The organism is Micromonospora fulviviridis (genome assembly GCF_014648395.1).
In the GTDB taxonomy this organism is placed as follows: Bacteria; Actinomycetota; Actinomycetes; order Mycobacteriales; family Micromonosporaceae; genus Micromonospora; species Micromonospora fulviviridis.
The window spans coordinates 62,535-85,444 of the sequence record NZ_BMRA01000018.1 but is presented as its reverse complement, the minus strand read 5'-3'; the positions used below and the strand labels follow the sequence as shown (position 1 = coordinate 85,444).

Here is a 22,910-nt window from a genome sequence, read left to right as displayed (position 1 = left end):
CCTGGCCTGTACCGGAGGAAAGGTGTCCGGTAGATGGCTGAACTGTCCCGTGGTGTCCGGCTCGGCGTCGACGTCGGCCAGGTCCGTGTCGGGGTGGCCCGATCCGACCCGCACGGCGTCCTGGCCACCCCGCTGGTCACCCTCGCCCGCGACCTGACGGCCGCGCCGGACGCGGTGCCCACCGACATCGCCGAGCTGGTCCGGCTCGCCGCCGAGCACGAGGCGGTCGAGATCGTGGTCGGCCTGCCGGTCAACCTCGCCGGAAAGCACGGCCCCGCGGCGGAAAACGTCTCGGCCTATGCTGCCCGGTTGGCCGATGTAATGGGGCCGATTCCGGTGACGCTGACGGACGAGAGGATGTCGACCGTGGTCGCGAGTCGTAGGCTGGCCGAACGGGGCGTCCGGGGAAAGCGCCAACGGGCGGTGGTCGACCAGGCCGCCGCGGTGGAGATTCTGCAGAGCTGGCTGGACGCGCAGCGGAGGCGGACGCAATGATCGACGATCTTGATCTGGGCTTCGACGAGGCGGAGAGGGGGGAGAAGGGCCGGCACCGGCGCAGCGCCGTGCGCAAGCGCAACGGCGGTTCGGGCGGTGGCCGGGGCAAGACCATCTTCGCCCTGCTGATGGCGCTCGTGCTGCTGGGCGGCATCGGTGGTGGCGCGTACGTCGGCTTCGACCGGATCCGCAACCACTTCGTCACGCCGGACTACGACGGCCCGGGCACGGGCGAGGCGATGGTCGAGGTGAAGGCCGGCGACACCCTCACCGACATCGGCAACACCCTCTACGACGCCGGCGTGGTGAAGAGCACCAAGGCGTTCATCGAGGCGGCCGACGCGAACTCACGCAGCAAGAACATCCAGGTCGGCCGGTACAAGGTCCGCAAGCAGATGAAGGCCGCGGACGTGATCACGCTGATGCTCGACCCGAAGAGCCGGGTGGTCAACGGGGTGACCATCCCCGAGGGCACGATCAGCCTGAACATCTACCAGATCCTCTCGAAGCAGACGAAGATCCCGGTCAAGGACTTCCAGGACGCCGCGAAGGATCCGGTCAAGCTGGGCGTGCCCGCCTTCTGGTTCAACCGGGAGGACGGCAAGAAGGGCCCGAAGAGCATCGAGGGCTTCCTCTACCCGTCCACCTACGAGATCCCGCCGAAGGCCACCGCCGAGCAGATCCTCTCGATGATGGTGAACGAGTTCCTCCGCGTCACCCAGGAGCTCAACTTCGTCGACCGGGCGCAGAAGGAGCGCAAGATCTCCCCGTACGAGGCGCTGATCACCGCCTCGATCGCCGAGGCCGAGTCGGTGAACGCGGTCGACCTGCCCAAGGTCTCCCGGGTGATCTACAACCGGGTCTACGCCGGCAAGATCGGCTGCAGGTGCCTCGGCATCGACAGTGGCATCAACTACTACTTCCGCCTGCAGGGCAAGGACCCGAAGGACTCCGACGACCTGCTGCAGAGCGAGATCAACGACCTGAAGAACCCGTACAACACGCACAACGTGGCCGGCCTGCCGATCACCCCGATCAGCAACCCGGGCCAGGCCGCGCTCAAGGGCGCCCTGGAGCCGCCGCCCGGCGACTGGATCTTCTTCATGACGGTGGACCAGAAGGGCACGATGGGCTACGGCTCGAACGACGCCGACTTCCGGAAGCTGCAGAAGCAGATGTGCGACAACAAGGTGCTCACCGGGGAGAACTGCACCTGATGAAGGCCGCCGTCGTGGGCCGGCCGATCGCCCACTCGCTCTCCCCGGTGATCCACAACGCCGGGTACGCGGCGGCCGGGCTGACCGGGTGGTCGTACACCCGGATCGAGTGCGCAGCCGACGAGCTGGCCGGCCTGGTCGCGGGCCTGGGCCCGGAGTGGGCCGGCCTGTCGGTCACCATGCCGGGCAAGGAGGCGGCGCTCGCGCTGGCCGACGAGGTCTCGCCGGTCGCCGCCGCGGTGGGCGCCGCCAACACCCTGGTACGCCGGCCGGACGGCACCTGGTACGCCGACAACACCGACGTCGCCGGCATGGTCGACGTGCTCACGGCCGCCGGCTGCGCGTCGGGCGCCACGGTCACGGTGCTCGGCGCGGGTGGCACCGCCCGGGCGGCCGTCGCGGCGGCGGCCCGGATCGGCGCGGCCGAGGTGACCGTGGTGGCCCGCCGGCCCGAGGCGGTGCACGAGCTGTGCCCGATGGCCGAGGCGGTCGGTGTCCCGCTGGTCGGCGCGCCCTGGGACGGCGACCCGGCGCACGCCCGGGCCGACCTCGTGGTCTCCACGGTGCCGAAGGGCGTGGCCGACCCGCTCGCGGACAACTTCGACTGGCGGCCGGCCACGGTCTTCTTCGACGTGGTCTACGACCCGTGGCCCACCCCGCTGGCCGCGGCGGCGCTCGCCGCCGGTTGCCGGGTGGTCTCCGGGCTGGACCTGCTGCTGGCCCAGGCGGTCGGCCAGTTCGAGCACTTCACCGGCGTCCCCGCGCCCCGGGAGGCGATGCGCGCCGCGCTGGCGCAGGCACGCGCCGCGGCCTGACGGCGAGTCCCGCTCGGGTCTCCGAACCCGCCGCGCGCCCGCCGCCCGGACGGTCGCGTCCGCAGGGCGGGACGCGGTGGGCAGGGCGACGCGGCGGACACCGGGCGTGACAGACTGACCGCTGTGTTGCGCTGGCTGACTGCAGGTGAATCGCACGGACCCGCCCTCGTCGCGCTGCTGGAGGGAGTACCCGCCGGCATCGAGGTGACCACCACGGAGATCTCCGGCGAGCTGGCCCGGCGCCGGCTCGGCTACGGCCGGGGCGCCCGGATGTCCTTCGAGCAGGACGAGGTCGAGATCATCGGCGGGCTCCGGCACGGCGTGACGATCGGCAGCCCGGTGGCCGTCCGGGTGGGCAACTCGGAGTGGCCGAAGTGGCGCACCGTGATGGCCGCCGACCCGGTCGACGCGGAGGAGCTCGCCGGGCAGGCCCGCAACGCTCCGCTCACCCGCCCCCGGCCCGGCCATGCCGACCTGGCCGGCATGCAGAAGTACGGCCACACCGACGCCCGGCCGATCCTGGAGCGGGCCAGCGCCCGGGAGACCGCCGCACGCGTCGCCGTGGGCGCGGTCGCCAAGGCCCTGGTGAAGCAGGCCCTCGGCATCGAGATCGTCTCCCACGTGGTGGAGCTGGGGCCGGTCGCCGCGAAGCCGGGCCTCCGGCCCACCCCGTCCGACGCCGCCCGGATCGACGCCGACCCGCTGCGCTGCCTCGACCCGGAGGCCAGCGCCCGGATGGTCGCCGAGGTCGACGCCGCCAAGAAGGCTGCCGACACGCTCGGCGGCGTGGTCGAGGTGCTGGCGTACGGGGTGCCGCCGGGCCTGGGCAGCCACGTGCAGTGGGACCGCAAGCTCGACGCCCGGCTGGCCACCGCGCTGATGTCGATCCAGGCCATCAAGGGCGTGGAGATCGGCGACGGCTGGCTGCAGGCGCGCTCCCGCGGCTCGGAGGCGCACGACGAGATCCTGCCCACCGCCACCGGCGTGCGGCGGGTGACCGACCGCGCCGGCGGCCTGGAGGGCGGCATCACCACAGGTGAGCCGCTGCGGGTGAAGGCGGCCATGAAGCCGATCTCCTCGCTGAACCGGGCGCTGTCCACGGTCGACGTGGTCACCGGCGAGCCGGCCACCGCCATCAACCAGCGCTCCGACGTGTGCGCGGTGCCGGCTGCGGCCGTGGTGGCCGAGGCCATGGTGGCGCTGGTGCTGGCCGAGGCGGCGGTGGAGAAGTTCGGCGGCGACTCGGTCGCCGAGATGCGGCGCAACCTGTCCGGTTACCTCGACGCCCTGGTGATCAGGTGAGCACCCGGCCGGTCTGCGTGCTGGTGGGGGCGCCCGGCTCGGGCAAGACCACGGTGGGGCAGGCGCTCGCCGCGGTGCTCGGCGTCGGGTTCCGGGACACCGACACCGACATCGAGCAGCTCGCCGGCAAGCCGATCCCGGAGATCTTCGTGGACGAGGGGGAGGAGCACTTCCGTACCCTCGAACGGGCCGCCGTGGCGGCGGGGCTGGCCTCACACCCGGGGGTGCTCGCCCTCGGCGGCGGCGCGGTCCTCGCCGAGGAGAACCGCGCCGCGTTGATCGGGCACACCGTGGTGCACCTGTCGGTGGAGCTGCCCGACGCGGTGAAGCGGATCGGCCTGGGTTCCGGCCGGCCGCTGCTGGCGCTGAACCCGCGCGCCACGCTCAAGCACCTCATGGAGCAGCGCCGGCCGCTCTACGCCGAGGTGGCCACCGCGACGGTGCTCACCGACGGGCGCGACCCCGAGGAGATCGCCACCGAGATCGCCGCCCTGCTCAAGCCCTGACCGCGACCGGCCGCGGCGCCCGCTCCGGCCGCCACGTGACGAGCAGGGCGAGGGCGAGCAGGATCTCGGCCAGGTCGCCGCCGTAGTACATGACCGTGGCGCCGGCCCGCAGCTCGTCCCCGGTCGCCGGCACGTCCACCAGCACGCCGGCGTAGAGCAGTTGGGCGAGCACGGCGTGCGCCACCACGCCCACCCCGAGCACCACGAGGCGGACCGGAACTTGGGGGCGGTGCGGTCCGGGGTCCGGGCCGGCGACCGACCAGCTGAAGAGGTAGCTGCTGAGCACGAAGTGCAGCAGCACCAGCCCGTGCAGCGCCGGCTGGGTCAGGGTCGCCCGGTACAGCGGGGTCAGGTACAGCAGCCAGAGGCCGCCCGCCGTGAGCAGCAGCCCGGTCACCGGGTGGGCGAGCACCCGCGGGACCGGGTGCCGCAGCAGCCGCAGCGCCGCCCGCCCGATCCGCCGGTCCACCGTGCGCAGCGCCAGCGTGCCGGGGGCGCCGAGCACCAGGGCGAGCGGCGCCAGCATGCCGAGCAGCAGGTGCTGCGCCATGTGCCCGGGCAGGTCGGCGGCGGGCAGCAGCAGCCCGGCCGCGAGCAGCGCCGCGCCGAGGCCGAAGCTCGCCGTCCGCCGGTGGTCCCACCCGGGCCGGCCCGGGTCCCGTTGCCGCAGCGCCGCCGCGAGGTAGGCCCAGAACAGCGCCAGGGGTACGAGCGCGGCGGCCGGGAAGCCGCCGGCCGGGTGCCCGGCATGGACGAGGCTCACCGCCGCTCCGCAGCGCAGAGGTCGACGACGGCGGCCCGCCGCTGCACCGCCCAGCCGACCGCGACGAGGACCGCGCCGAGGGCCAGGAAGCCCAGGTCCCACCAGAGCCGGTGCGGCCCCCCGTGCACGTGGTGGATGCCGAGGATCTGGTGGTCGACGATCCCCTCGACGAGGTTGAACAGGCCCCAGCCGACCAGCGCCCAGCCCCACAGGGCGGGGGAGCGCCACAGCCGGCCCCGGGACCGGGTGACCCGGGCGTAGAGCAGGGCCAGACCGGTCAGCACCGCCACCCAGGTGACCGTGTGGAACAGCCCGTCCCAGACGGTGTTCATCTGCAGCCCGGGCACGGTGTCGACCGGGTACGGCCTGATCCCGACGCGGTCGCTGTCGGTGCTGCTCAGCATGTGGTGCCACTGGAGGAGCTGGTGGAGCAGGATGCCGTCGGCGAAGCCGCCCAGTCCCACTCCGAGGATCGTGGCCGGCACCCGGATGTCCGCGCCGTCGATGGTTGGTCGGGTCATGCCTGCACCTCCGCCATTGGGGGTTTCGTCCCACAGTTACCTTCCGCACCTGTCCGGTCAACCCTCTGTGACGCCGCGCCGGCCACGGAGTGGACAGTCGCCGCCGCGACGCCGCCCGCTCGACTAGGCTGCCCGCGATGGACGAGGTGACCCGGATTCCGGTCGGCGGCGACCGGCCGTACGACGTGCTGGTGGGACGCGACCTGCTCGACCCGCCGCCCCGGCTGCTGCCCGGCGCCGAGCGGGTGGCCTTCCTGCACGCGCCCCCGCTCAAGGGGCTGGCCGAGGAGCTGGCCGGGCGGGTGCGCGCGGCCGGGGTGGCGCCGCTGCTCATCGAGGTGCCGGACGCCGAGGCGGGCAAGCACGTGGACGTGGCCGCGGCCTGCTGGGACCGGCTCGGCGAGGCCGGCTTCACCCGTAGCGACGCGGTGGTCGGGGTGGGCGGCGGAGCGGTCACCGACCTGGCCGGGTTCGTCGCGGCCAGCTGGCTGCGCGGGGTGCGCTGGGTGCCGGTGGCTACCTCCCTGCTGGGCATGGTCGACGCCGCCGTCGGCGGCAAGACCGGGATCAACACCGCGGCCGGCAAGAACCTGGTCGGCGCCTTCCACCCGCCGGCCGGGGTGATCTGCGACCTGGCGACCCTGGACAGCCTGCCGCGGGCCGACCTGGCCGCCGGGATGGCCGAGGTGGTCAAGTGCGGGTTCATCGCAGACCCGGTGATCCTCGACCTGGTGGAGCGGGACCCGGCCGTCGCGCTGGACCCGACCGGGCCGGTGACCCGCGAGCTGATCGAGCGGGCGATCCGGGTCAAGGCCGACGTGGTCTCCGGCGACCTGCGCGAGTCCGGGGTGCGCGAGGTGCTCAACTACGGGCACACGCTGGCACACGCGATCGAGAAGGTGGAGGGCTACCGCTGGCGGCACGGTCACGCCGTCGCCGTGGGCCTGGTCTACGCGGCCACCCTGGCCCGGCTCGCCGGGCGGCTGGACGCGGCCACCGCGCACCGGCACCGGTCCGTGGTGGCGGCGCTCGGCCTGCCCACCGGCTACCGGGCCGACGCCTGGCCCGAGCTGCTCGCCGCGATGCGGGTGGACAAGAAGGCCCGGGGCAGCCGGCTGCGCTTCGTGGTGCTGGACGGCCTGGCCCGCCCGGCGATCCTGGAGGCGCCGCCGGACGAGCTGCTGGCCGAGGCCTACCAGGAGATCAGCTCATGAGGGTGTACGTGCTCAACGGGCCGAACCTGGGCCGGCTCGGCACCCGCCAGGTCGACGTCTACGGGGTGACCAGCTACGCCGACCTCGTGGCCCTGTGCGAGCGGACCGGTCGTGAGCTGGGGCTGGACGTGGTGGTCCGGCAGACCGACGCCGAGCACGAGCTGCTGGGCTGGCTGCACGCGGCGGCCGACGAGGGCGCGGCGGTGGTGCTCAACCCGGCCGCCTGGTCGCACTACTCGATCGCGGTCCGGGACGCCTGCGCCATGCTCCGCGGGCCGCTGGTCGAGGTGCACATCTCCAACATCCACGCCCGTGAGGAGTTCCGGCACCACTCGGTGGTCTCGGCGGTGGCCACCGGGGTGATCTGCGGGCTGGGCGTGGACGGCTACCGGCTGGCCCTGCACCACCTGGCCGGCCGCCTCGCCGCCGGCGACGCCTGAGGAGCCGGCCCGAATCTCGCCGGCCGCGCCGGCCCGGCGGCGGTGGCTCTCCGTAGTTTTGTTGCCCGCGTCACGCACGGTGATTCCGTTGCCGACCCCGCCGGACGCCCGCTTCCCGCTTTGCTCTGCAGCCATCCACGCACTGCACCACTGACCTGCGACGATGTGAGTTCCCCCGACCGCGCTGCGGCCGACCCCGGTCGCGGAGAGTCACTGCTGCGTTGGTGGGTGCAGAGCAAAGGCGGCGATGGGGGTGGCCTGAGGTGGTCGGGGTGGTTGCACTGAGTGACGTTCGGCACGTCCGGAACGGGTGAACCGGGTCGGTAGGCCATGGCCGGCGCTCAGCACGGCGGACCCGGTTCGACACAGCTAGTAGACTTCCTAGGTCTGTCCGCCAATTGATGATCAAGGCAGGAAATGGCCACCACCAACGACCTCAAGAACGGCCTGGTACTCAACCTCGACGGCGAGCTGTGGGCCGTCGTCGAGTTCCAGCACGTCAAGCCCGGTAAGGGCGGTGCGTTCGTGCGTACCACGCTGAAGAACGTGCTGTCCGGCAAGGTGGTCGACAAGACCTTCAACGCGGGCACCAAGGTCGAGACCGCCACCGTTGACAAGCGCACCATGCAGTACCTCTACGCCGACGGCGAGGACTACGTCTTCATGGACCTGGAGACGTTCGACCAGATCACCGTCCCCGGCGGCACCGTCGGCGAGGCGGCCAACTACCTCCTCCCGGAGGCCGAGGCCACCGTCGCCACCCACGAGGGCGTGCCGCTCTACATCGAGCTGCCGACCTCGGTGGTGCTGGAGATCACCTACACCGAGCCGGGTCTGCAGGGCGACCGGTCGACCGGCGGCAACAAGCCGGCCACCGTCGAGACCGGCGCGACCGTCCAGGTGCCGCTCTTCATCACCACCGGCGAGAAGATCAAGGTCGACACCCGCGACGGCCGTTACCTCGGCCGAGCCTGATGGCCGAGGGTCCCAAGCAGCAGATGCCGGCGCGCCGCAAGGCGCGCAAGCGGGCGCTGGACGTGCTCTTCGAGGCCGACCTGCGGGACCGGCCGCCGGTGGAGGTGCTCGCCGGCTACCTCGAGCGGATCGAGAAGCCCCGCCCGGAACACCTGGGCTACGCGGTCGGCCTGGTCGAGGGCGTCGCGGCGCACCTGGACCGGATCGACGAGGTGATCGCCAGCTACGCCGAGGGGTGGACGCTGGACCGGATGCCCGTCGTCGACCGCAACCTGGCCCGGATCGCGGTCTACGAGTTGCTCTACGTGGACGAGATCGACGACGCGGTGGCGATCAGCGAGGCCGTCGAGCTGGCCCGCCAGATGTCGACCGACGACTCGCCGCGCTTCCTCAACGGCATCCTCGGCCGCATCGCCGAGTACGCCACCCGCTGACGCTCCGGCAACACCCGCTCGGCGCGTCCGGCGCCGCGCTGCTGACGACGAAGGGCCCGCGCCGAACGGCGCGGGCCCTTCGTGTCGGGCGGGTCAGGACGCGAAGAACGCGCGCGGGTCGGCGACCAGCACCCCGTGCTCGGTGAGCCGCTCGATCAGGCCCGACGGCGAGGCGTCGTAGACGATCGCGAGGGCACGCAGGTCGTCGGCGCGGATGGAGAGCACCCGGCCGTTGTAGTCACCGCGCTGCTGCTGGATGGCACGGGCGTACCGGGCGACGTAGGCGAGGTCCTCGGAGGCCTCGTCGTAGAGCCGCTCCAGGTCCAGGACGATCTTGCTGGTGGGCTCGTGGCGCACCCCGCTGCCGTCGGGCAGGAGCTCCGAGACGGGAACGCGGTAGAAGTCGGCCAGCTCCGCCAGGCGGGACACGGTGACGGCCCGGTCGCCGCGCTCGTACGAGCCGACCACCACGGCCTTCCACCGCCCGTTCGACTTCTCCTCCACCCCCTGCAGGGACAGGCCCTGCTGCTGGCGGATGGAGCGCAGGCGGGCGCCCAGCGACTTGGCGTATTCAGAGGGCATTCGGACACTCCCAGTGCTGCTCGGGGTTCTCCCAGCTATCGCTACGGAGCGTGACGGTACGGGGATTGCGACACGGGGTCAAGTGTTGGTGACGACCCCAGTTGGGAGGGCGTACGGCTTGTCCGCATTTCTCCACGCTGACCCGCTGGTCAGTACCGGCGGCGGCCGGCCCGGTGACCGCTGGTAACGTGGCGTGAAGCCCCGGTCCGGGTCCCTGCGGTCCGCCGGAGTCGATCAGACGTCCTTTAACGACCCGTCCCGTGAGGCGGGGAAGGAGGTCCGCCGTGGCCTACCCACCGGCTGCCCACTCGTCGCCGCCGCGACAACCCTCGGTGAAGGTGATCCTCGCCGCCGCCGACGTGTCGCGGGTGGTCGACCGCATCGCCCACCAGATCCTGGAGAAGACCCAGGGCGCCGCCGACACCGTGCTGCTCGGCATCCCCACCCGCGGCGTCCCGCTCGCGCGGCGCCTCGCCGCCCGGATCAGCACCTTCGAGGACGTCACCGTCCCGGTCGGGGTGCTCGACATCACGCTCTACCGCGACGACCTGCGCCGGCACGCCACCCGCGCGGTCGGCCCCACCGACCTGCCCCCTGACGGGATCGACGGCAAGCGGGTGATCCTCGTCGACGACGTGCTCTTCTCCGGCCGCACCGTGCGGGCCGCACTGGACGCGCTCAGCGACGTCGGCCGCCCGGCCTCGGTGCAGCTCGCCGTCCTGGTCGACCGGGGGCACCGCCAGCTGCCGATCCGCGCCGACTACGTCGGCAAGAACATTCCCACGGCGCTCGCCGAGAACGTCAAGGTCACCCTGGCCGAGACCGACGGCGCCGACGAGGTCCGGCTGCACGGGGGTGCCGCATGATCCGCCACCTGCTCTCCGGGGCCGACCTGGACGCGGCCACCGCCACCCAGATCCTGGACACCGCGGCCGAGATGGCCACCGTGGCCGGCCGCGAGGTCAAGAAGCTGCCCGCGCTGCGCGGCCGCACCGTGGTGAACCTCTTCTACGAGGACTCCACCCGGACCCGGATCTCGTTCGAGGCGGCCGCCAAGCGGCTCAGCGCCGACGTGATCAACTTCTCCGCCAAGGGCTCCAGCGTGGCCAAGGGGGAGAGCCTCAAGGACACGGCGCTCACCCTCCAGGCCATGGGGGCCGACGCGGTGGTCGTCCGGCACCCCGCCTCCGGCGCCCCGCACCGGCTGGCCAACTGGGTCGACGGCTCGGTGGTGAACGCCGGCGACGGCACCCACGAGCACCCCACCCAGGCGCTGCTCGACGCGTACACGATGCGCTCCCGGCTCGGCCGCCTGGACGGCCTGCACGTGGCGATCGTCGGCGACGTGCTGCACTCCCGGGTGGCCCGCTCCAACGTGCTGCTGCTCTCCACCCTCGGCGCGAAGGTCACCCTGGTCGGCCCGCCGACCCTCATCCCGGTCGACATCTCGCCCGCGCTCGCCCCCGGCACGGACGTCTCCTACGACCTCGACACCGTTCTTCCCGGTGTGGACGTGGTGATGATGCTGCGGGTGCAGCGGGAGCGGATGAACGACTCCTACTTCCCCTCGGCCCGCGAGTACGCCCGCCGCTACGGGCTGGACGGCCCGCGGATGCGCCGGCTGCCCGAGCACGCGATCGTCATGCACCCCGGCCCGATGAACCGGGGGATGGAGATCACGCCCGAGGTGGCCGACTCGCCCCGCTCCACCATCGTCGAACAGGTCGCCAACGGGGTCTCCGTGCGGATGGCCGTCCTCTACCTGCTGCTCGGAGGGAACAACCGGTGACCGCGTACCTCATCAGGAACGTGAGTGTGGTCGGCGGCGCGCCGACCGACCTGCTGATCCGCGACGGCGTCGTGGCCGAGACCGGCGCCGGGCTGACCGCGCCGGACGCCACGGTGCTCGACGCCACCGGCCTGGTGGCCCTGCCCGGCCTGGTCGACCTGCACACCCACCTGCGCGAGCCGGGCCGGGAGGACGCCGAGACCGTCGAGTCCGGCTCCCGGGCGGCGGCGCTCGGCGGCTACACCGCGGTCTGCGCCATGGCGAACACCTCGCCGGTGGCCGACACGGCCGGCGTGGTCGAGCAGGTCTGGCGGCTCGGCCGGGAGGCCGGCCTGGTCGACGTGCAGCCCATCGGCGCGGTCACCGTCGGCCTGGCCGGCGAGCGCCTGGCCGAGCTGGGCGCGATGGCCGACTCGGCGGCCCGGGTGCGGATCTTCTCCGACGACGGGCACTGCGTCGCCGACCCGAAGCTGATGCGCCGGGCGTTGGAATACGTCAAGGCGTTCGACGGTGTGATCGCCCAGCACGCCGAGGAGCCCCGGCTCACCGAGGGCGCGCAGATGCACGAGGGTGAGGTCTCCACCCGGCTCGGGCTGACCGGCTGGCCGGCGGTCGCCGAGGAGGCGATCATCGCCCGCGACGTGCTGCTGGCCGAGCACGTCGGCAGCCGGCTGCACATCTGCCACGTCTCCACGGCCGGCAGCGTCGAGGTGCTTCGGCACGCCAAGGCGCGCGGCGTGAAGGTGACCGCCGAGGTGACGCCGCACCACCTGCTGCTGACCGACGAGAAGGCGACCACCTACGACCCGGTCTACAAGGTCAACCCGCCGCTGCGCACCGCGGCCGACGTCGCCGCGCTGCGGGCCGCCCTGGCCGAGGGCGTGATCGACATCGTCGCCACCGACCACGCGCCGCACGCCGTGGAGGACAAGGAGTGCGAGTGGGCGTACGCCCGGCCGGGCATGCTCGGCCTGGAGACGGCGCTCTCCATCGCGCTGGACGTGCTCGGGCCGCAGTGGGACCTGATCGCCGAGCGGATGTCCCGCGCCCCGGCCCGGATCGCCGGGCTGGACTCCCACGGCCTCGACCCGGCCCCCGGCGTGCCGGCCAACCTGACCCTGGTCGACCCGGCCGCCCGCCGCGTCGTGGAGCCGGCGGAACTGGCCAGTCGCAGTCGCAACACCCCGTACGCCCGCATGACGCTGCCGGGTCGCATCGTGGCGACCTTCCTGCGCGGCGAGCCGACGGTCCTGGACGGAAAGGCAGTGCGATGACCAAGCGGAGGCCCGCGATCCTCGTCCTCGAGGACGGGCGCACGTTCCACGGCGAGGCGTACGGCAGCGTCGGGGAGACCTTCGGCGAGGCCGTCTTCAACACCGGCATGACCGGCTACCAGGAGACCCTCACCGACCCCTCCTACCACCGCCAGGTGGTGGTGCAGACCGCGCCGCACATCGGCAACACCGGCGTCAACGGCGAGGACGACGAGTCCGGCCGGATCTGGGTGGCCGGCTACGTGGTGCGCGACCCGGCCCGGATCGGCTCCAACTGGCGGGCCACCGGCGGCCTGGAGGACCGGCTCGCCGCCGAGGGCGTGGTCGGCATCAGCGGCGTGGACACCCGGGCGCTCACCCGGCACCTCCGCGAGCGCGGCGCCATGCGGGTCGGCATCTCCAGCGTCGACGACGACCCGGCCGCCCTGCTCGACCGGGTCCGCCGCGCGCCGCAGATGGTCGGCGCGGACCTCTCCGCCGAGGTGACCACCGACAAGCCGTACGTCGTCGAGGCGGTCGGCGAGCACCGCTTCACCGTCGCCGCCCTGGACCTGGGCATCAAGCGCAACGTGCCGCGCCGGCTCGCCGCCCGCGGCGTCACCACCCACGTGCTGCCCGCCGGCTCCTCGATCGACGACCTGCTGGCCACCGGCGCGGACGCCGTCTTCTTCTCGCCCGGGCCGGGCGACCCGGCCACCGCCGACGGGCCGGTCGCCCTGGCGCGGGAGGTGCTCGGCCGCCGGATCCCGCTGTTCGGCATCTGCTTCGGCAGCCAGATCCTCGGCCGGGCGCTCGGCTTCGGCACCTACAAGCTCGGCTACGGCCACCGCGGCATCAACCAGCCGGTGCTCGACCGGGCCACCGGCAAGGTCGAGGTGACCAGCCACAACCACGGCTTCGCCGTCCAGGTGCCGGGCGCGCAGGCCGGCGCCGTCGTCCCCGACCAGGTGATCGACACCGAGTTCGGCGGCGTCCAGGTGTCCCATGTCTGCCTCAATGACAACGTGGTCGAGGGGCTGCGGGCCAAGGACGTGCCCGCCTTCACCGTCCAGTACCACCCGGAGGCGGCGGCCGGCCCGCACGACGCGGACTACCTCTTCGACCGTTTCGCCGAGCTGATCGAGGGGCGCAAGGATGCCTAAGCGGACCGACCTCAAGCACGTGCTCGTGATCGGCTCCGGGCCGATCGTCATCGGCCAGGCCTGCGAGTTCGACTATTCCGGCACCCAGGCCTGCCGGGTGCTGCGCAGCGAGGGGATCCGGGTCAGCCTGGTCAACTCCAACCCCGCGACGATCATGACCGACCCGGAGTTCGCCGACGCCACGTACGTCGAGCCGATCACCCCGGAGTTCGTCGAGCTGGTCATCGCCAAGGAGCGCCCCGACGCGCTGCTGCCCACCCTGGGCGGGCAGACCGCGCTGAACACCGCGGTCGCCCTGCACGAGGCGGGCGTCCTGGAGAAGTACGGCGTCGAGCTGATCGGCGCCAACATCGACGCCATCAACCGCGGCGAGGACCGGCAGCTCTTCAAGGACATCGTGGCCAAGGCCGGCGTACGCCTCGGCCTGGCCGACCCGTCGTCCCTGGTGCCCCGCTCCCGGGTCTGCCACTCGATGGACGAGGTCCGCGACACCGTCGGCGAGCTGGGGCTGCCGGTGGTGATCCGGCCGTCGTTCACCATGGGCGGCCTCGGTTCCGGCATGGCGCACACCGACGAGGACCTGACCCGGATCGCAGGCGCGGGCCTGGCCGCCAGCCCCGTGCACGAGGTGCTCATCGAGGAGAGCGTGCTCGGCTGGAAGGAGTACGAGCTCGAACTCATGCGCGACCGCCACGACAACGTGGTGGTGGTCTGTTCGATCGAGAACGTCGACCCGATGGGCGTGCACACCGGCGACAGCGTCACCGTGGCGCCGGCCATGACGCTGACCGACCGGGAGTACCAGCGCCTGCGCGACCTGGGCATCGCGGTGCTCCGCGAGGTCGGGGTCGACACCGGCGGCTGCAACATCCAGTTCGCGGTGAACCCGGCCGACGGCCGGATCGTCGTCATCGAGATGAACCCGCGGGTGTCCCGCTCCTCGGCCCTCGCGTCGAAGGCCACCGGCTTTCCGATCGCCAAGATCGCCGCGAAGCTGGCCATCGGCTACACCCTCGACGAGATCCCCAACGACATCACCCTGAAGACCCCGGCGGCGTTCGAGCCGACCCTGGACTACGTGGTGGTGAAGATCCCCCGGTTCGCGTTCGAGAAGTTCCCCGGCGCGGACCCGGAGCTGACCACCACCATGAAGTCGGTGGGCGAGGCCATGAGCCTCGGGCGCAACTTCACCGAGGCGCTGAACAAGGCGATGCGCTCCATGGAGACCCGGGCCGGTGGGTTCTGGACCCAGCCGGACCCGGCGGGCGCCACGAAGGAGAACACCCTCGCCGCGCTGCGGATGCCGCACGACGGCCGGATCTACACGGTCGAGCGGGCGCTGCGGCTGGGCGCCTCGATCGCCGAGGTGGCCGAGGCGTCCGGCGGGATGGACCCCTGGTTCCTGGACCAGATCGCCGCGCTGGTGGAGCTGCGGGCCGAGATCGTCGACGCCCCGGTACTCGACGCCGAGCTGCTGCGCGCGGCCAAGCGGGCGGGCCTGTCCGACCGGCAGCTCGCCGCCCTCCGCCCCGAGCTGGCCGCCGAGGACGGCGTCCGCACCCTGCGCCACCGGCTCGGTATCCGGCCGGTCTACAAGACGGTGGACACCTGCGCGGCCGAGTTCGAGGCGACCACGCCGTACCACTACTCGACCTACGACCAGGAGACCGAGGTCGGGCCCTCGGACCGGCCCAAGGTGCTCATCCTGGGTTCCGGGCCGAACCGGATCGGGCAGGGCATCGAGTTCGACTACTCCTGCGTGCACGCCGTCATGGCGCTCCGGGAGGTCGGCTACGAGACCGTGATGGTCAACTGCAACCCGGAGACCGTCTCCACCGACTACGACACGGCCGACCGGCTCTACTTCGAGCCGCTCACCTTCGAGGACGTGCTGGAGGTCTGGCACGCCGAGGACACCTCCGGCAAGGCGGCCGGCGGCCCCGGCGTGGTCGGGGTCATCGTGCAGCTCGGCGGGCAGACCCCGCTCGGCCTGGCCCAGCGGCTCAAGAACGCCGGCGTGCCGATCGTCGGCACCTCCCCGGAGTCGATCCACCTGGCCGAGGAGCGCGGCGCGTTCGGCGCGGTGCTGTCCCGGGCCGGGCTGCGCGCCCCGGCGCACGGCATGGCCACCTCCTACGACGAGGCCAAGGCGATCGCCGACGAGATCGGCTACCCGGTGCTGGTCCGCCCGTCGTACGTGCTCGGCGGGCGGGGCATGGAGATCGTCTACGACGACGCCACCCTGCGCGACTACATCGGCCGGGCCACCGACATCTCGCCGGACCACCCGGTGCTGGTGGACCGCTTCCTCGACGACGCCATCGAGATCGACGTGGACGCCCTGGTCGACGCCGACGGCGCGGTCTACCTGGGCGGCGTCATGGAGCACATCGAGGAGGCCGGCATCCACTCCGGCGACTCCTCCTGCGCCCTGCCGCCGATCACCCTGGCCGGCTCGCACCTGGCCCAGGTACGCCGCTACACCGAGGAGATCGCCCGCGGGGTCGGGGTGAAGGGCCTGCTCAACGTCCAGTACGCGCTCCAGGGCGACATGCTGTACGTGCTGGAGGCCAACCCGCGCGCCTCCCGGACGGTCCCGTTCGTCTCCAAGGCCACGGCGGTGCCGCTGGCCAAGGCGGCGGCCCGGATCGCGCTGGGCGCCACCATCGCCGAGCTGCGCGCCGAGGGGTTGCTGCCGCCCACCGGGGACGGCGGGACCATGCCGGCCGACTCCCCGATCGCGGTCAAGGAGGCGGTGCTGCCGTTCAAGCGGTTCCGCACCCCGTCCGGCAAGGGCATCGACGTGCTGCTCGGCCCGGAGATGAAGTCCACCGGCGAGGTGATGGGCATCGACACCAACTTCGGGCACGCCTTCGCCAAGTCGCAGTCCGCCGCGTACGGGTCGCTGCCGACCGCCGGGAAGATCTTCGTCTCGGTGGCCAACCGGGACAAGCGCGGCATGATCTTCCCGATCAAGCGCCTGGCCGACCTGGGCTTCGACATCGTGGCCACCACCGGCACGGCCGAGGTGCTCCGCCGGCACGGCATCGCCTGCGAGCAGATCCGCAAGCACTACGAGTCGGGCGAGGGCGAGGACGCGGTCTCCCTGATCCTCGGCGGCGACGTGGCCCTGGTGGTGAACACCCCGCAGGGCTCCGGCGCCAGCGCCCGCTCGGACGGCTACGAGATCCGCAGCGCCGCCGTGACGGCCGACATCCCCTGCATCACCACGGTGCCGGGAGCGGCGGCGGCGGTGATGGGCATCGAGGCGAGGATCCGCGGCGACATGCGCGTCCGCCCCCTCCAGGAGCTCCACGCCGCCCTCCGGGCCGGCGAGTGACCCCCGGGCTCACCCCGTCGATCATGAGGCTGGCGGCGGTCGAGGAGATCGACTTCGCCGTCAACCTCATGATCACCGAGGTGGGGGTGGACGGGCGGTGATCTTCGAGAAGGTTGTTCGGCCTCGGTTGTTCGGCATCGGGGGTGGGGACGCCGAGGCGGCGCACGAGTGGACACTGGAGCGGCTGGCCTCGGTGTCGCGGCGGCCGGCCGTGCTGGCGGCGCTGCGGGCGCGGTACTTCCGGGCGGCGCCGCGGACGGTGTTCGGGGTGGACTTCCCGAACCCGGTGGGGCTGGCGGCCGGGATGGACAAGAACGGGGTGGCGCTGCCGGCGTGGCCGGCGCTGGGCTTCGGCTTCGTCGAGGTCGGCACGGTCACCGCGCACGCCCAGCCGGGCAACCCCCGGCCCCGGCTGTTCCGGCTGCGCGACAGCGAGGCCGTGGTCAACCGGATGGGCTTCAACAACGCCGGCGCCGAGGCCCTCGCGGCCCGGCTGGCGGCGCTGCCGCGCCCGCTCGGCGTACCGCTGGGCATCTCGCTGGGCAAGTCCAAGGTGACCCCGCTGGACGAGGCCGTCGAGGACTACCTGGCCTCCTACCGGGCGCTGAAGGGGCACGGCGACTACTTCGCGGTCAACGTGTCCTCACCGAACACCCCGGGGCTGCGGTCCCTTCAGGACCGGTCCCACCTGGACGCGCTGCTCGCGGCCCTCGTCGGGGAGAAGCCGGTGCTGGTGAAGATCGCCCCCGACCTCACCGAGCCGGCCGTCGCCGAGCTGCTGGAGGTCTGCCTCGCCCGCGGCGCGGCCGGGGTGATCGCCACCAACACCACGCTGGCCCGCGACGGGCTCGCCCCCGCCGACCGGGCGCGGGGAGCGGAGACCGGCGGCCTCTCCGGCCGCCCGCTGGCCGCCCGCGCCCGTGAGGTGGTCGCCTTCGTGCACCGCGAGACCGGCGGCCGGCTGCCGGTGATCGGCGTCGGCGGCATCCTCGACCCGGACGACGCGGCCCGGATGTTCGACGCCGGCGCGAGCCTGATCCAGCTCTACACCGGCTTCATCTACCGGGGCCCGGCCCTGGTCCGCGCCGCAACCCGAACGACCCCACCACCACCCCGCTGACCCCCTTCCTCCGCGCGATCTTCCAGTTCGTGCCCGGCGCATCGCCCGTTCCGGGGCGGATCGCGGGCCGGAACCGCAGGATCGCGGGGGAGGGAGGGGGAGGGAAGGAGAGCCTGTGACGCCTGAGGAGATCCTTGCCGCTGATCGGCGGCACGTGTGGCATCCCTATGCGGCTCTGCCGCCGGCCAGCTCGCCGTACGTGGTGGACAGCGCCGAGGGGGTCCGGCTGCGGCTGGCCGACGGCCGGGAACTGGTCGACGGGATGTCGTCCTGGTGGGCGGCGATCCACGGCTACCGGCACCCGGTGCTGGACGCGGCGGTCACCGACCAGCTCGGCCGGATGAGCCACGTGATGTTCGGCGGCCTCACCCACGAGCCCGCCGTACGCCTGGCGCGGACGCTGGTGGAGCTGGCTCCGGACGGCCTGGAGCACGTCTTCCTGGCCGACTCCGGCTCGGTCAGCGTCGAGGTGGCGGTGAAGATGTGCCTGCAGTACCAGCGGGCCGTGGGGCGGCCGGAACGCCGTCGGCTGGGCACCTGGCGGGGCGGCTACCACGGCGACACGTTCCACCCCATGAGCGTCTGCGACCCGGAGGGCGGCATGCACCACCTCTGGGGCGACGTGCTGCCCCGGCAGGTGTTCGCGCCGGTGCCGCCGGCCGGCTTCGACACCCCGCCCGACCCGGCGTACGAGGCGGCGCTGGTGGACGCGGTGGAGCGGCACGCGGGCGAGCTGGCCGCGGTGATCGTGGAGCCGGTGGTGCAGGGCGCCGGCGGGATGCGGTTCCACCACCCGCACTACCTGCGGGTGCTGCGCGAGGTGACCCGGGCGCACGGCATCCTGCTGGTCTTCGACGAGATCGCCACCGGCTTCGGCCGGACCGGCGCCATGTTCGCCGCCGAGCACGCCGGCGTCGCCCCGGACGTGCTCTGCGTCGGCAAGGCCCTCACGGGCGGCTATCTCACCCTGGCCGCGGCGCTCTGCACCCCCGAGGTGGCCCGGGCCATCTCGGCCGACGGGGTGCTGGCGCACGGCCCGACCTTCATGGGTAACCCGCTCGCCTGCGCCGTCGCCAACGCCTCCCTGGAGCTCCTGCGGGCCGGGGACTGGGCGGGGCGGGTGGCGAGGATCTCCGACGGGCTGCGCGCCGGCCTGGAACCGCTGCGCGGCGCCCCCGGCGTGGCCGACGTGCGGGTGCTGGGCGCGATCGGCGTCGTCCAGCTCGACCACGAGGTGGACATCCCCCGGGCGACCGCCGCCGCGGTGGCGCAGGGCGTCTGGCTGCGGCCGTTCCGGGACCTGGTCTACACCATGCCCCCGTACGTCACCGACGAGGCGGACGTGGCGCGGATCGCGGCCGGGGTCGAGGCGGCCGTCAAGGCGGGCTGAGCCGGCGGGAGGCCACCGGCGACCGGCGTCCGGTGGCGGCAGGACGCCCGGCCGCGCGGCGGCCGGGACAGGACCACGAGCGGCGGCGTACCCGTCGCGGACACCGCGGCCCGAGGCCGCGCCAGGAGAGGGAGAGACGCGATGGAGACCTTCGGCGCCCGCCTGCACCGGGCCGTGGCCGAGCGGGGACCGCTCTGCGTGGGGATCGACCCGCACCCCGGGCTGCTCGCCCGCTGGGGACTGTCCGACGACGTCGAGGGCCTCGACCGGTTCTGCCGGATCGTGGTGGAGGCCATCGGCGACCGGGTGGCCGTCGTCAAGCCCCAGTCGGCGTTCTTCGAGCGCTTCGGGTCCCGTGGTGTCGGAATTCTTGAGTCAACTATCCGACAGTTGCGAAATTCGGGCTCGCTCGTTCTGCTCGACGTCAAGCGCGGCGACATCGGCTCGACGGTCAGCGCGTACGCCTCGGCCTACCTCGATCCATCCAGCCCGCTGTATGTCGACGCGGTCACCGCGAGTCCCTACCTGGGAGTAGGTTCGCTCGCCCCGATGTTCGAGTTGGCCGCCGCGCACGGCGGCGGGGTGTTCGTCCTGGCGCTCACCTCGAACCCCGAGGGAGCCTCCGTGCAGCGTGCCGTCGGGGCCGACGGGCGCACCGTCGCGCAGACCGTCATCGACGAGATTTCCCAGCTCAACCGGGGTGCCGATCCTCTCGGCAGCTTCGGTCTGGTGGTCGGCGCGACGATCGGCGACACCGGTCACGACCTCGCCGCGGTGAACGGTCCGCTGCTCGCGCCCGGGCTGGGCGCGCAGGGCGCGACGGCCGCCGACCTGCGTACCGTGTTCGGCTCCAGCCTGCCCTCGGTGCTGCCGTCCTACTCCCGCGAGGTGCTGGGCGCGGGGCCGGACCAGGAGGCCCTGCGGGCCGCGACCGACCGGGTGCTGGCCGAGTGCCGGGCCGCCCTGGCCGCCGCGTGACTGACTGACGGCTCGGTCACTTTCCGTTGATCTTCGCGCGCCCACGTTGCCGAGAACTCCGTTGACCGCTAGTTTTCCACGCGCTGGGAACCACGGACCCCTTTGGTTGCCAGCGACACCACGTTTCACAGATGCGGCGGTGCGCCCCGCCCGTCGTACTAGGGACCTGAGGAGAACTGGTGCCGCTCCCGTCACTGACCCCCGAACAGCGCGCTGCCGCGCTGGAGAAGGCCGCGGAGATCCGCAAGGCCCGTGCTGAGCTGAAGGAGCAGCTCAAGCAGGGCAAGACCACCCTCGCCACCGTCCTCGAGCGGGCCGAGTCCGACGACGTCGTGGGCAAGCTGAAGGTTTCGGCCGTGCTCCAGGCGATGCCGGGCATCGGCAAGATCCGAGCCACCCAGATCATGGAGAAGCTCAAGATCGCTGACAGCCGTCGGCTGCGTGGCCTGGGCGAGCAGCAGCGCAAGGCGCTGCTTGGAGAGTTCGCCGCCAACTGAACGGCCCACCGTGTAGAAACAAGCGGTGAGCATGGATGACGAGGCGCGCCCGGCGGCTCGGCTCACTGTCCTGGCCGGCCCTTCTGGGGCCGGCGGGGGGAGTGTCGTCGAGCTGGTCCGGGCGCGCCTCCCGTCCGTGTGGGTGCCGGTGGCCGCGACCACCCGGCCGGCCTGCCCCGGCGAGGTGGACGGCGTCGACCGGCTCTTCCTGGACGCGACCGGCTTCGACCGCATGGTCGCGGCCGACGAGCTGCTGGAGTGGAGCCGGATGGGGCCGTACCGGCGCGGGGTGCCGCGCGCGGGGGTGCGGGCCCGGCTCGCGGAGGGGCAGGCGGTGCTGCTCCCGCTGGACCTGCCGGGCGCGCTCGCCGTCCGGGCCGTGGTCCCGGACGCGCGGCTCGTGCTGCTCACCCCGCCGGCGTACCGGCCGGACCCGGCCGTCGCGGCCGCCTTCGCACACGCCGTGGTGCACGACCGGACCGAGCGCGCGGCCGAGGAGCTGGTAGGCTTGCTCGGTTCTTCCTTCCTGGCTCCGGCCCGACCGCGCCCGAGCGGTTGAGAGGCCACCGCCTCCGGGCGGTGCACAAAGACGCAGAGGTTATTTCGTGGGATCCATCGCCAACCCCGAGGGCATCACCAACCCGCCGATCGACGAGCTCCTCGAGAAGACCACCTCGAAGTACGCGCTGGTCATCTTCGCCGCCAAGCGCGCGCGCCAGGTCAACGCCTACTACAGCCAGCTCGGTGAGGGCCTGCTGGAGTACGTCGGCCCGCTGGTGGAGACCACCCCCCAGGAGAAGCCGCTCTCCATCGCCATGCGCGAGATCAACGCGGGTCTGCTCACCGCCGAGCCGACCGACCAGCCGTAAGCCCCGCCCGCGCCGATGGCCGCCGAGATCGTCCTCGGGGTCGGTGGCGGCATCGCCGCCTACAAGGCGTGTGAGCTGCTCCGGCTCTTCACCGAGTCGGGCCACCGGGTCCGGGTCGTGCCGACCGCGTCGGCGCTCCGGTTCGTCGGGGCGCCGACCTGGGCCGCGCTCTCCGGCCAGCCGGTCACCGACGACGTCTGGTCCGACGTCCACGAGGTGCCGCACGTCCGCCTCGGGCAGCACGCCGACCTCGTCGTGGTGACACCCACCACCGCCGACCTGCTCGCCAAGGCCGCCCACGGCCTCGCCGACGACCTGCTCACCAACACGCTGCTGACCGCGCGCTGCCCGGTGGTGCTGGCGCCGGCCATGCACACCGAGATGTGGGAGCACCCGGCCACCGTCGCCAACGTGGCCACCCTGCGGTCCCGCGGCGTCGTGGTGATCGAGCCCGCCGTCGGCAGGCTCACCGGCAAGGACACCGGCAAGGGCCGGCTGCCCGACCCGGCCGAGATCTTCGCGGTCGCCCGCCGGGCCCTCGCCCGGGGCGGCGCCGCCCCGGCCGACCTGGCCGGCCGCCACGTGGTGGTCACCGCCGGCGGCACCCGGGAGCCGCTCGACCCGGTCCGCTTCCTCGGCAACCGCTCCTCCGGCAAGCAGGGCTACGCCTTCGCCCGCGCCGCCGTGGCCCGGGGCGCCCGGGTCACCCTGGTCTCGGCCAACGTCGCGCTCGCCGACCCGGCCGGCGTCGACCTCGTGCGGGTGGGCAGCACGGAGGAGTTGCGCAAGGCCACCCTGGAGGCGGCCGCCGACGCGGACGCCGTGGTGATGGCCGCCGCACCCGCCGATTTCCGTCCGGCGACGTACGCGCCCGGTAAGATCAAGAAGTCGGACGACGGCAGCGCGCCCACCATCGAGCTGGTGACCAACCCGGACATCGCGGCGGAGCTCGGCCGACGCCGGCGGCCGGAGCAGGTGCTGGTGGTCTTCGCCGCGGAGACCGGCGACGCCGAGGCCAACGGCCGGGCCAAGCTGGCCCGCAAGCGCGCCGACCTCATCGTGATCAACGAGGTCGGGGTGGACAAGGTCTTCGGGGCCGAGACCAACGCCGCCACGGTGATCGGGGCGGACGGGTCCGTGCACCGGATGCCCGAGCAGCCCAAGGAGGACCTGGCCGACGCCGTCTGGGACCTCGTGGCCGCCCGGTTGCGGGAGCGGTCCTGACGGTTGGTCACTCTCCGGTTCCC

At 73.0% G+C, this 22,910-nt stretch carries 24 protein-coding genes; 21 read left to right on the top strand and 3 right to left on the bottom strand.

What is annotated here, in order from left to right:
• Positions 1–33 precede the first annotated feature (33 nt).
• The 5 genes from ruvX to IEY96_RS31140 all read left to right on the top strand — a co-directional run bounded on the left by ruvX (position 34) and on the right by IEY96_RS31140 (position 4,335).
• On the top strand, positions 34–495 hold the full coding sequence (ruvX, locus tag IEY96_RS31160) for a Holliday junction resolvase RuvX (RefSeq protein WP_189198377.1): 462 nt from the start codon (positions 34–36) through the stop codon (positions 493–495).
• Complete coding sequence (gene mltG, locus IEY96_RS31155; RefSeq protein ID WP_189198376.1) at positions 492–1,712, top strand: endolytic transglycosylase MltG; 1,221 nt, start codon at positions 492–494, stop codon at positions 1,710–1,712. The genes ruvX and mltG overlap by 4 nt, the downstream gene beginning before the upstream one ends.
• On the top strand, positions 1,712–2,527 hold the full coding sequence (locus IEY96_RS31150; protein ID WP_189198375.1) for a shikimate dehydrogenase: 816 nt from the start codon (positions 1,712–1,714) through the stop codon (positions 2,525–2,527). Before mltG ends, IEY96_RS31150 begins: the two co-directional genes overlap by 1 nt.
• A gap of 123 nt (positions 2,528–2,650) precedes the next feature.
• Positions 2,651–3,829, top strand: coding sequence for a chorismate synthase (aroC, locus tag IEY96_RS31145; RefSeq protein WP_189198374.1), 1,179 nt, complete (start codon positions 2,651–2,653; stop codon positions 3,827–3,829).
• Positions 3,826–4,335 carry a shikimate kinase gene (locus IEY96_RS31140; protein WP_189198373.1) on the top strand — a complete coding sequence of 170 codons (510 nt, stop codon included), beginning with the start codon at positions 3,826–3,828 and terminating at the stop codon, positions 4,333–4,335. The genes aroC and IEY96_RS31140 overlap by 4 nt, the downstream gene beginning before the upstream one ends.
• Here IEY96_RS31140 and IEY96_RS31135 read toward each other — a convergent pair.
• Positions 4,325–5,098: a cytochrome c oxidase assembly protein gene (locus tag IEY96_RS31135; RefSeq protein ID WP_189198372.1), complete on the bottom strand. Its 774-nt coding sequence runs from the start codon at positions 5,096–5,098 to the stop codon at positions 4,325–4,327. The two genes, IEY96_RS31140 and IEY96_RS31135, sit on opposite strands and share 11 nt — an antisense overlap.
• Positions 5,095–5,619 (bottom strand): DUF2243 domain-containing protein, encoded by a 525-nt coding sequence (locus tag IEY96_RS31130; protein ID WP_189198371.1) that lies wholly within the window; start codon positions 5,617–5,619, stop codon positions 5,095–5,097. The genes IEY96_RS31135 and IEY96_RS31130 overlap by 4 nt, the downstream gene beginning before the upstream one ends.
• Before the next feature lie 137 nt (positions 5,620–5,756).
• Here IEY96_RS31130 and aroB point away from each other — a divergent pair, with 137 nt between their 5' ends.
• The 4 genes from aroB to nusB all read left to right on the top strand — a co-directional run bounded on the left by aroB (position 5,757) and on the right by nusB (position 8,682).
• A complete protein-coding gene (aroB, locus tag IEY96_RS31125) occupies positions 5,757–6,833 on the top strand; it encodes a 3-dehydroquinate synthase (RefSeq protein WP_189198370.1) in 1,077 nt (358 codons plus the stop codon).
• Positions 6,830–7,273: a type II 3-dehydroquinate dehydratase gene (aroQ, locus tag IEY96_RS31120; RefSeq protein ID WP_189198369.1), complete on the top strand. Its 444-nt coding sequence runs from the start codon at positions 6,830–6,832 to the stop codon at positions 7,271–7,273. The genes aroB and aroQ overlap by 4 nt, the downstream gene beginning before the upstream one ends.
• 417 nt (positions 7,274–7,690) lie before the next feature.
• Entirely contained in the window at positions 7,691–8,248 is a 558-nt protein-coding gene (gene efp / locus IEY96_RS31115; protein ID WP_007075814.1) for an elongation factor P, read from the top strand.
• Between the two features lie 23 nt (positions 8,249–8,271).
• On the top strand, positions 8,272–8,682 hold the full coding sequence (gene nusB, locus IEY96_RS31110) for a transcription antitermination factor NusB (RefSeq protein ID WP_189198383.1): 411 nt from the start codon (positions 8,272–8,274) through the stop codon (positions 8,680–8,682).
• A gap of 93 nt (positions 8,683–8,775) precedes the next feature.
• Here nusB and bldD read toward each other — a convergent pair whose 3' ends face one another.
• Complete coding sequence (gene bldD / locus IEY96_RS31105) at positions 8,776–9,264, bottom strand: transcriptional regulator BldD (protein WP_013285505.1); 489 nt, start codon at positions 9,262–9,264, stop codon at positions 8,776–8,778.
• A 284-nt stretch (positions 9,265–9,548) separates the two neighbouring features.
• Between bldD and pyrR the strand changes: the two genes are divergently transcribed.
• The 12 genes from pyrR (at position 9,549) to coaBC (ending at position 22,887) form a co-directional block, all read left to right on the top strand.
• Positions 9,549–10,130, top strand: coding sequence for a bifunctional pyr operon transcriptional regulator/uracil phosphoribosyltransferase PyrR (gene pyrR / locus IEY96_RS31100; protein ID WP_189198368.1), 582 nt, complete (start codon positions 9,549–9,551; stop codon positions 10,128–10,130).
• Entirely contained in the window at positions 10,127–11,053 is a 927-nt protein-coding gene (locus IEY96_RS31095) for an aspartate carbamoyltransferase catalytic subunit (RefSeq protein WP_189198367.1), read from the top strand. Before pyrR ends, IEY96_RS31095 begins: the two co-directional genes overlap by 4 nt.
• A complete protein-coding gene (locus IEY96_RS31090) occupies positions 11,050–12,327 on the top strand; it encodes a dihydroorotase (protein ID WP_189198366.1) in 1,278 nt (425 codons plus the stop codon). Before IEY96_RS31095 ends, IEY96_RS31090 begins: the two co-directional genes overlap by 4 nt.
• Complete coding sequence (carA, locus tag IEY96_RS31085) at positions 12,324–13,469, top strand: glutamine-hydrolyzing carbamoyl-phosphate synthase small subunit (protein WP_189198365.1); 1,146 nt, start codon at positions 12,324–12,326, stop codon at positions 13,467–13,469. The genes IEY96_RS31090 and carA overlap by 4 nt, the downstream gene beginning before the upstream one ends.
• Complete coding sequence (gene carB / locus IEY96_RS31080; RefSeq protein ID WP_189198364.1) at positions 13,462–16,809, top strand: carbamoyl-phosphate synthase large subunit; 3,348 nt, start codon at positions 13,462–13,464, stop codon at positions 16,807–16,809. The genes carA and carB overlap by 8 nt, the downstream gene beginning before the upstream one ends.
• A gap of 97 nt (positions 16,810–16,906) precedes the next feature.
• The gene (locus IEY96_RS31075; RefSeq protein WP_189198363.1) at positions 16,907–17,929 is read left to right on the top strand and encodes a quinone-dependent dihydroorotate dehydrogenase; all 1,023 of its coding nucleotides are present in this window, start codon (positions 16,907–16,909) and stop codon (positions 17,927–17,929) included.
• Between the two features lie 115 nt (positions 17,930–18,044).
• Positions 18,045–19,319 (top strand): adenosylmethionine--8-amino-7-oxononanoate transaminase, encoded by a 1,275-nt coding sequence (locus tag IEY96_RS31070; RefSeq protein WP_189198362.1) that lies wholly within the window; start codon positions 18,045–18,047, stop codon positions 19,317–19,319.
• A 141-nt stretch (positions 19,320–19,460) separates the two neighbouring features.
• Positions 19,461–20,297: an orotidine-5'-phosphate decarboxylase gene (gene pyrF / locus IEY96_RS31065; RefSeq protein WP_189198361.1), complete on the top strand. Its 837-nt coding sequence runs from the start codon at positions 19,461–19,463 to the stop codon at positions 20,295–20,297.
• A gap of 179 nt (positions 20,298–20,476) precedes the next feature.
• A complete protein-coding gene (gene mihF / locus IEY96_RS31060; protein WP_013285515.1) occupies positions 20,477–20,794 on the top strand; it encodes an integration host factor, actinobacterial type in 318 nt (105 codons plus the stop codon).
• 25 nt (positions 20,795–20,819) lie between these two features.
• Positions 20,820–21,353 (top strand): nucleoside/nucleotide kinase family protein, encoded by a 534-nt coding sequence (locus IEY96_RS31055; protein ID WP_189198360.1) that lies wholly within the window; start codon positions 20,820–20,822, stop codon positions 21,351–21,353.
• A 46-nt stretch (positions 21,354–21,399) separates the two neighbouring features.
• Complete coding sequence (gene rpoZ, locus IEY96_RS31050) at positions 21,400–21,663, top strand: DNA-directed RNA polymerase subunit omega (RefSeq protein ID WP_007075826.1); 264 nt, start codon at positions 21,400–21,402, stop codon at positions 21,661–21,663.
• Positions 21,664–21,678: 15 nt separating this feature from the next.
• Positions 21,679–22,887 carry a bifunctional phosphopantothenoylcysteine decarboxylase/phosphopantothenate--cysteine ligase CoaBC gene (coaBC, locus tag IEY96_RS31045; protein ID WP_189198359.1) on the top strand — a complete coding sequence of 403 codons (1,209 nt, stop codon included), beginning with the start codon at positions 21,679–21,681 and terminating at the stop codon, positions 22,885–22,887.
• The last annotated feature ends 23 nt before the right edge of the window (positions 22,888–22,910 follow it).

Bases quoted from the DNA above. Each gene is read 5' to 3' on its own strand.
- ruvX (WP_189198377.1), top strand. From the start codon at position 34: ATGGCTGAACTGTCCCGTGGTGTCCGGCTCGGCGTCGACGTCGGCCAG.
- mltG (WP_189198376.1), top strand. From the start codon at position 492: ATGATCGACGATCTTGATCTGGGCTTCGACGAGGCGGAGAGGGGGGAG.
- IEY96_RS31150 (WP_189198375.1), top strand. From the start codon at position 1,712: ATGAAGGCCGCCGTCGTGGGCCGGCCGATCGCCCACTCGCTCTCCCCG.
- IEY96_RS31130 (WP_189198371.1), bottom strand. From the start codon at position 5,619: ATGACCCGACCAACCATCGACGGCGCGGACATCCGGGTGCCGGCCACG.
- aroB (WP_189198370.1), top strand. From the start codon at position 5,757: ATGGACGAGGTGACCCGGATTCCGGTCGGCGGCGACCGGCCGTACGAC.
- aroQ (WP_189198369.1), top strand. From the start codon at position 6,830: ATGAGGGTGTACGTGCTCAACGGGCCGAACCTGGGCCGGCTCGGCACC.
- efp (WP_007075814.1), top strand. From the start codon at position 7,691: ATGGCCACCACCAACGACCTCAAGAACGGCCTGGTACTCAACCTCGAC.
- nusB (WP_189198383.1), top strand. From the start codon at position 8,272: ATGCCGGCGCGCCGCAAGGCGCGCAAGCGGGCGCTGGACGTGCTCTTC.
- bldD (WP_013285505.1), bottom strand. From the start codon at position 9,264: ATGCCCTCTGAATACGCCAAGTCGCTGGGCGCCCGCCTGCGCTCCATC.
- IEY96_RS31095 (WP_189198367.1), top strand. From the start codon at position 10,127: ATGATCCGCCACCTGCTCTCCGGGGCCGACCTGGACGCGGCCACCGCC.
- carA (WP_189198365.1), top strand. From the start codon at position 12,324: ATGACCAAGCGGAGGCCCGCGATCCTCGTCCTCGAGGACGGGCGCACG.
- carB (WP_189198364.1), top strand. From the start codon at position 13,462: ATGCCTAAGCGGACCGACCTCAAGCACGTGCTCGTGATCGGCTCCGGG.
- pyrF (WP_189198361.1), top strand. From the start codon at position 19,461: ATGGAGACCTTCGGCGCCCGCCTGCACCGGGCCGTGGCCGAGCGGGGA.
- coaBC (WP_189198359.1), top strand. From the start codon at position 21,679: ATGGCCGCCGAGATCGTCCTCGGGGTCGGTGGCGGCATCGCCGCCTAC.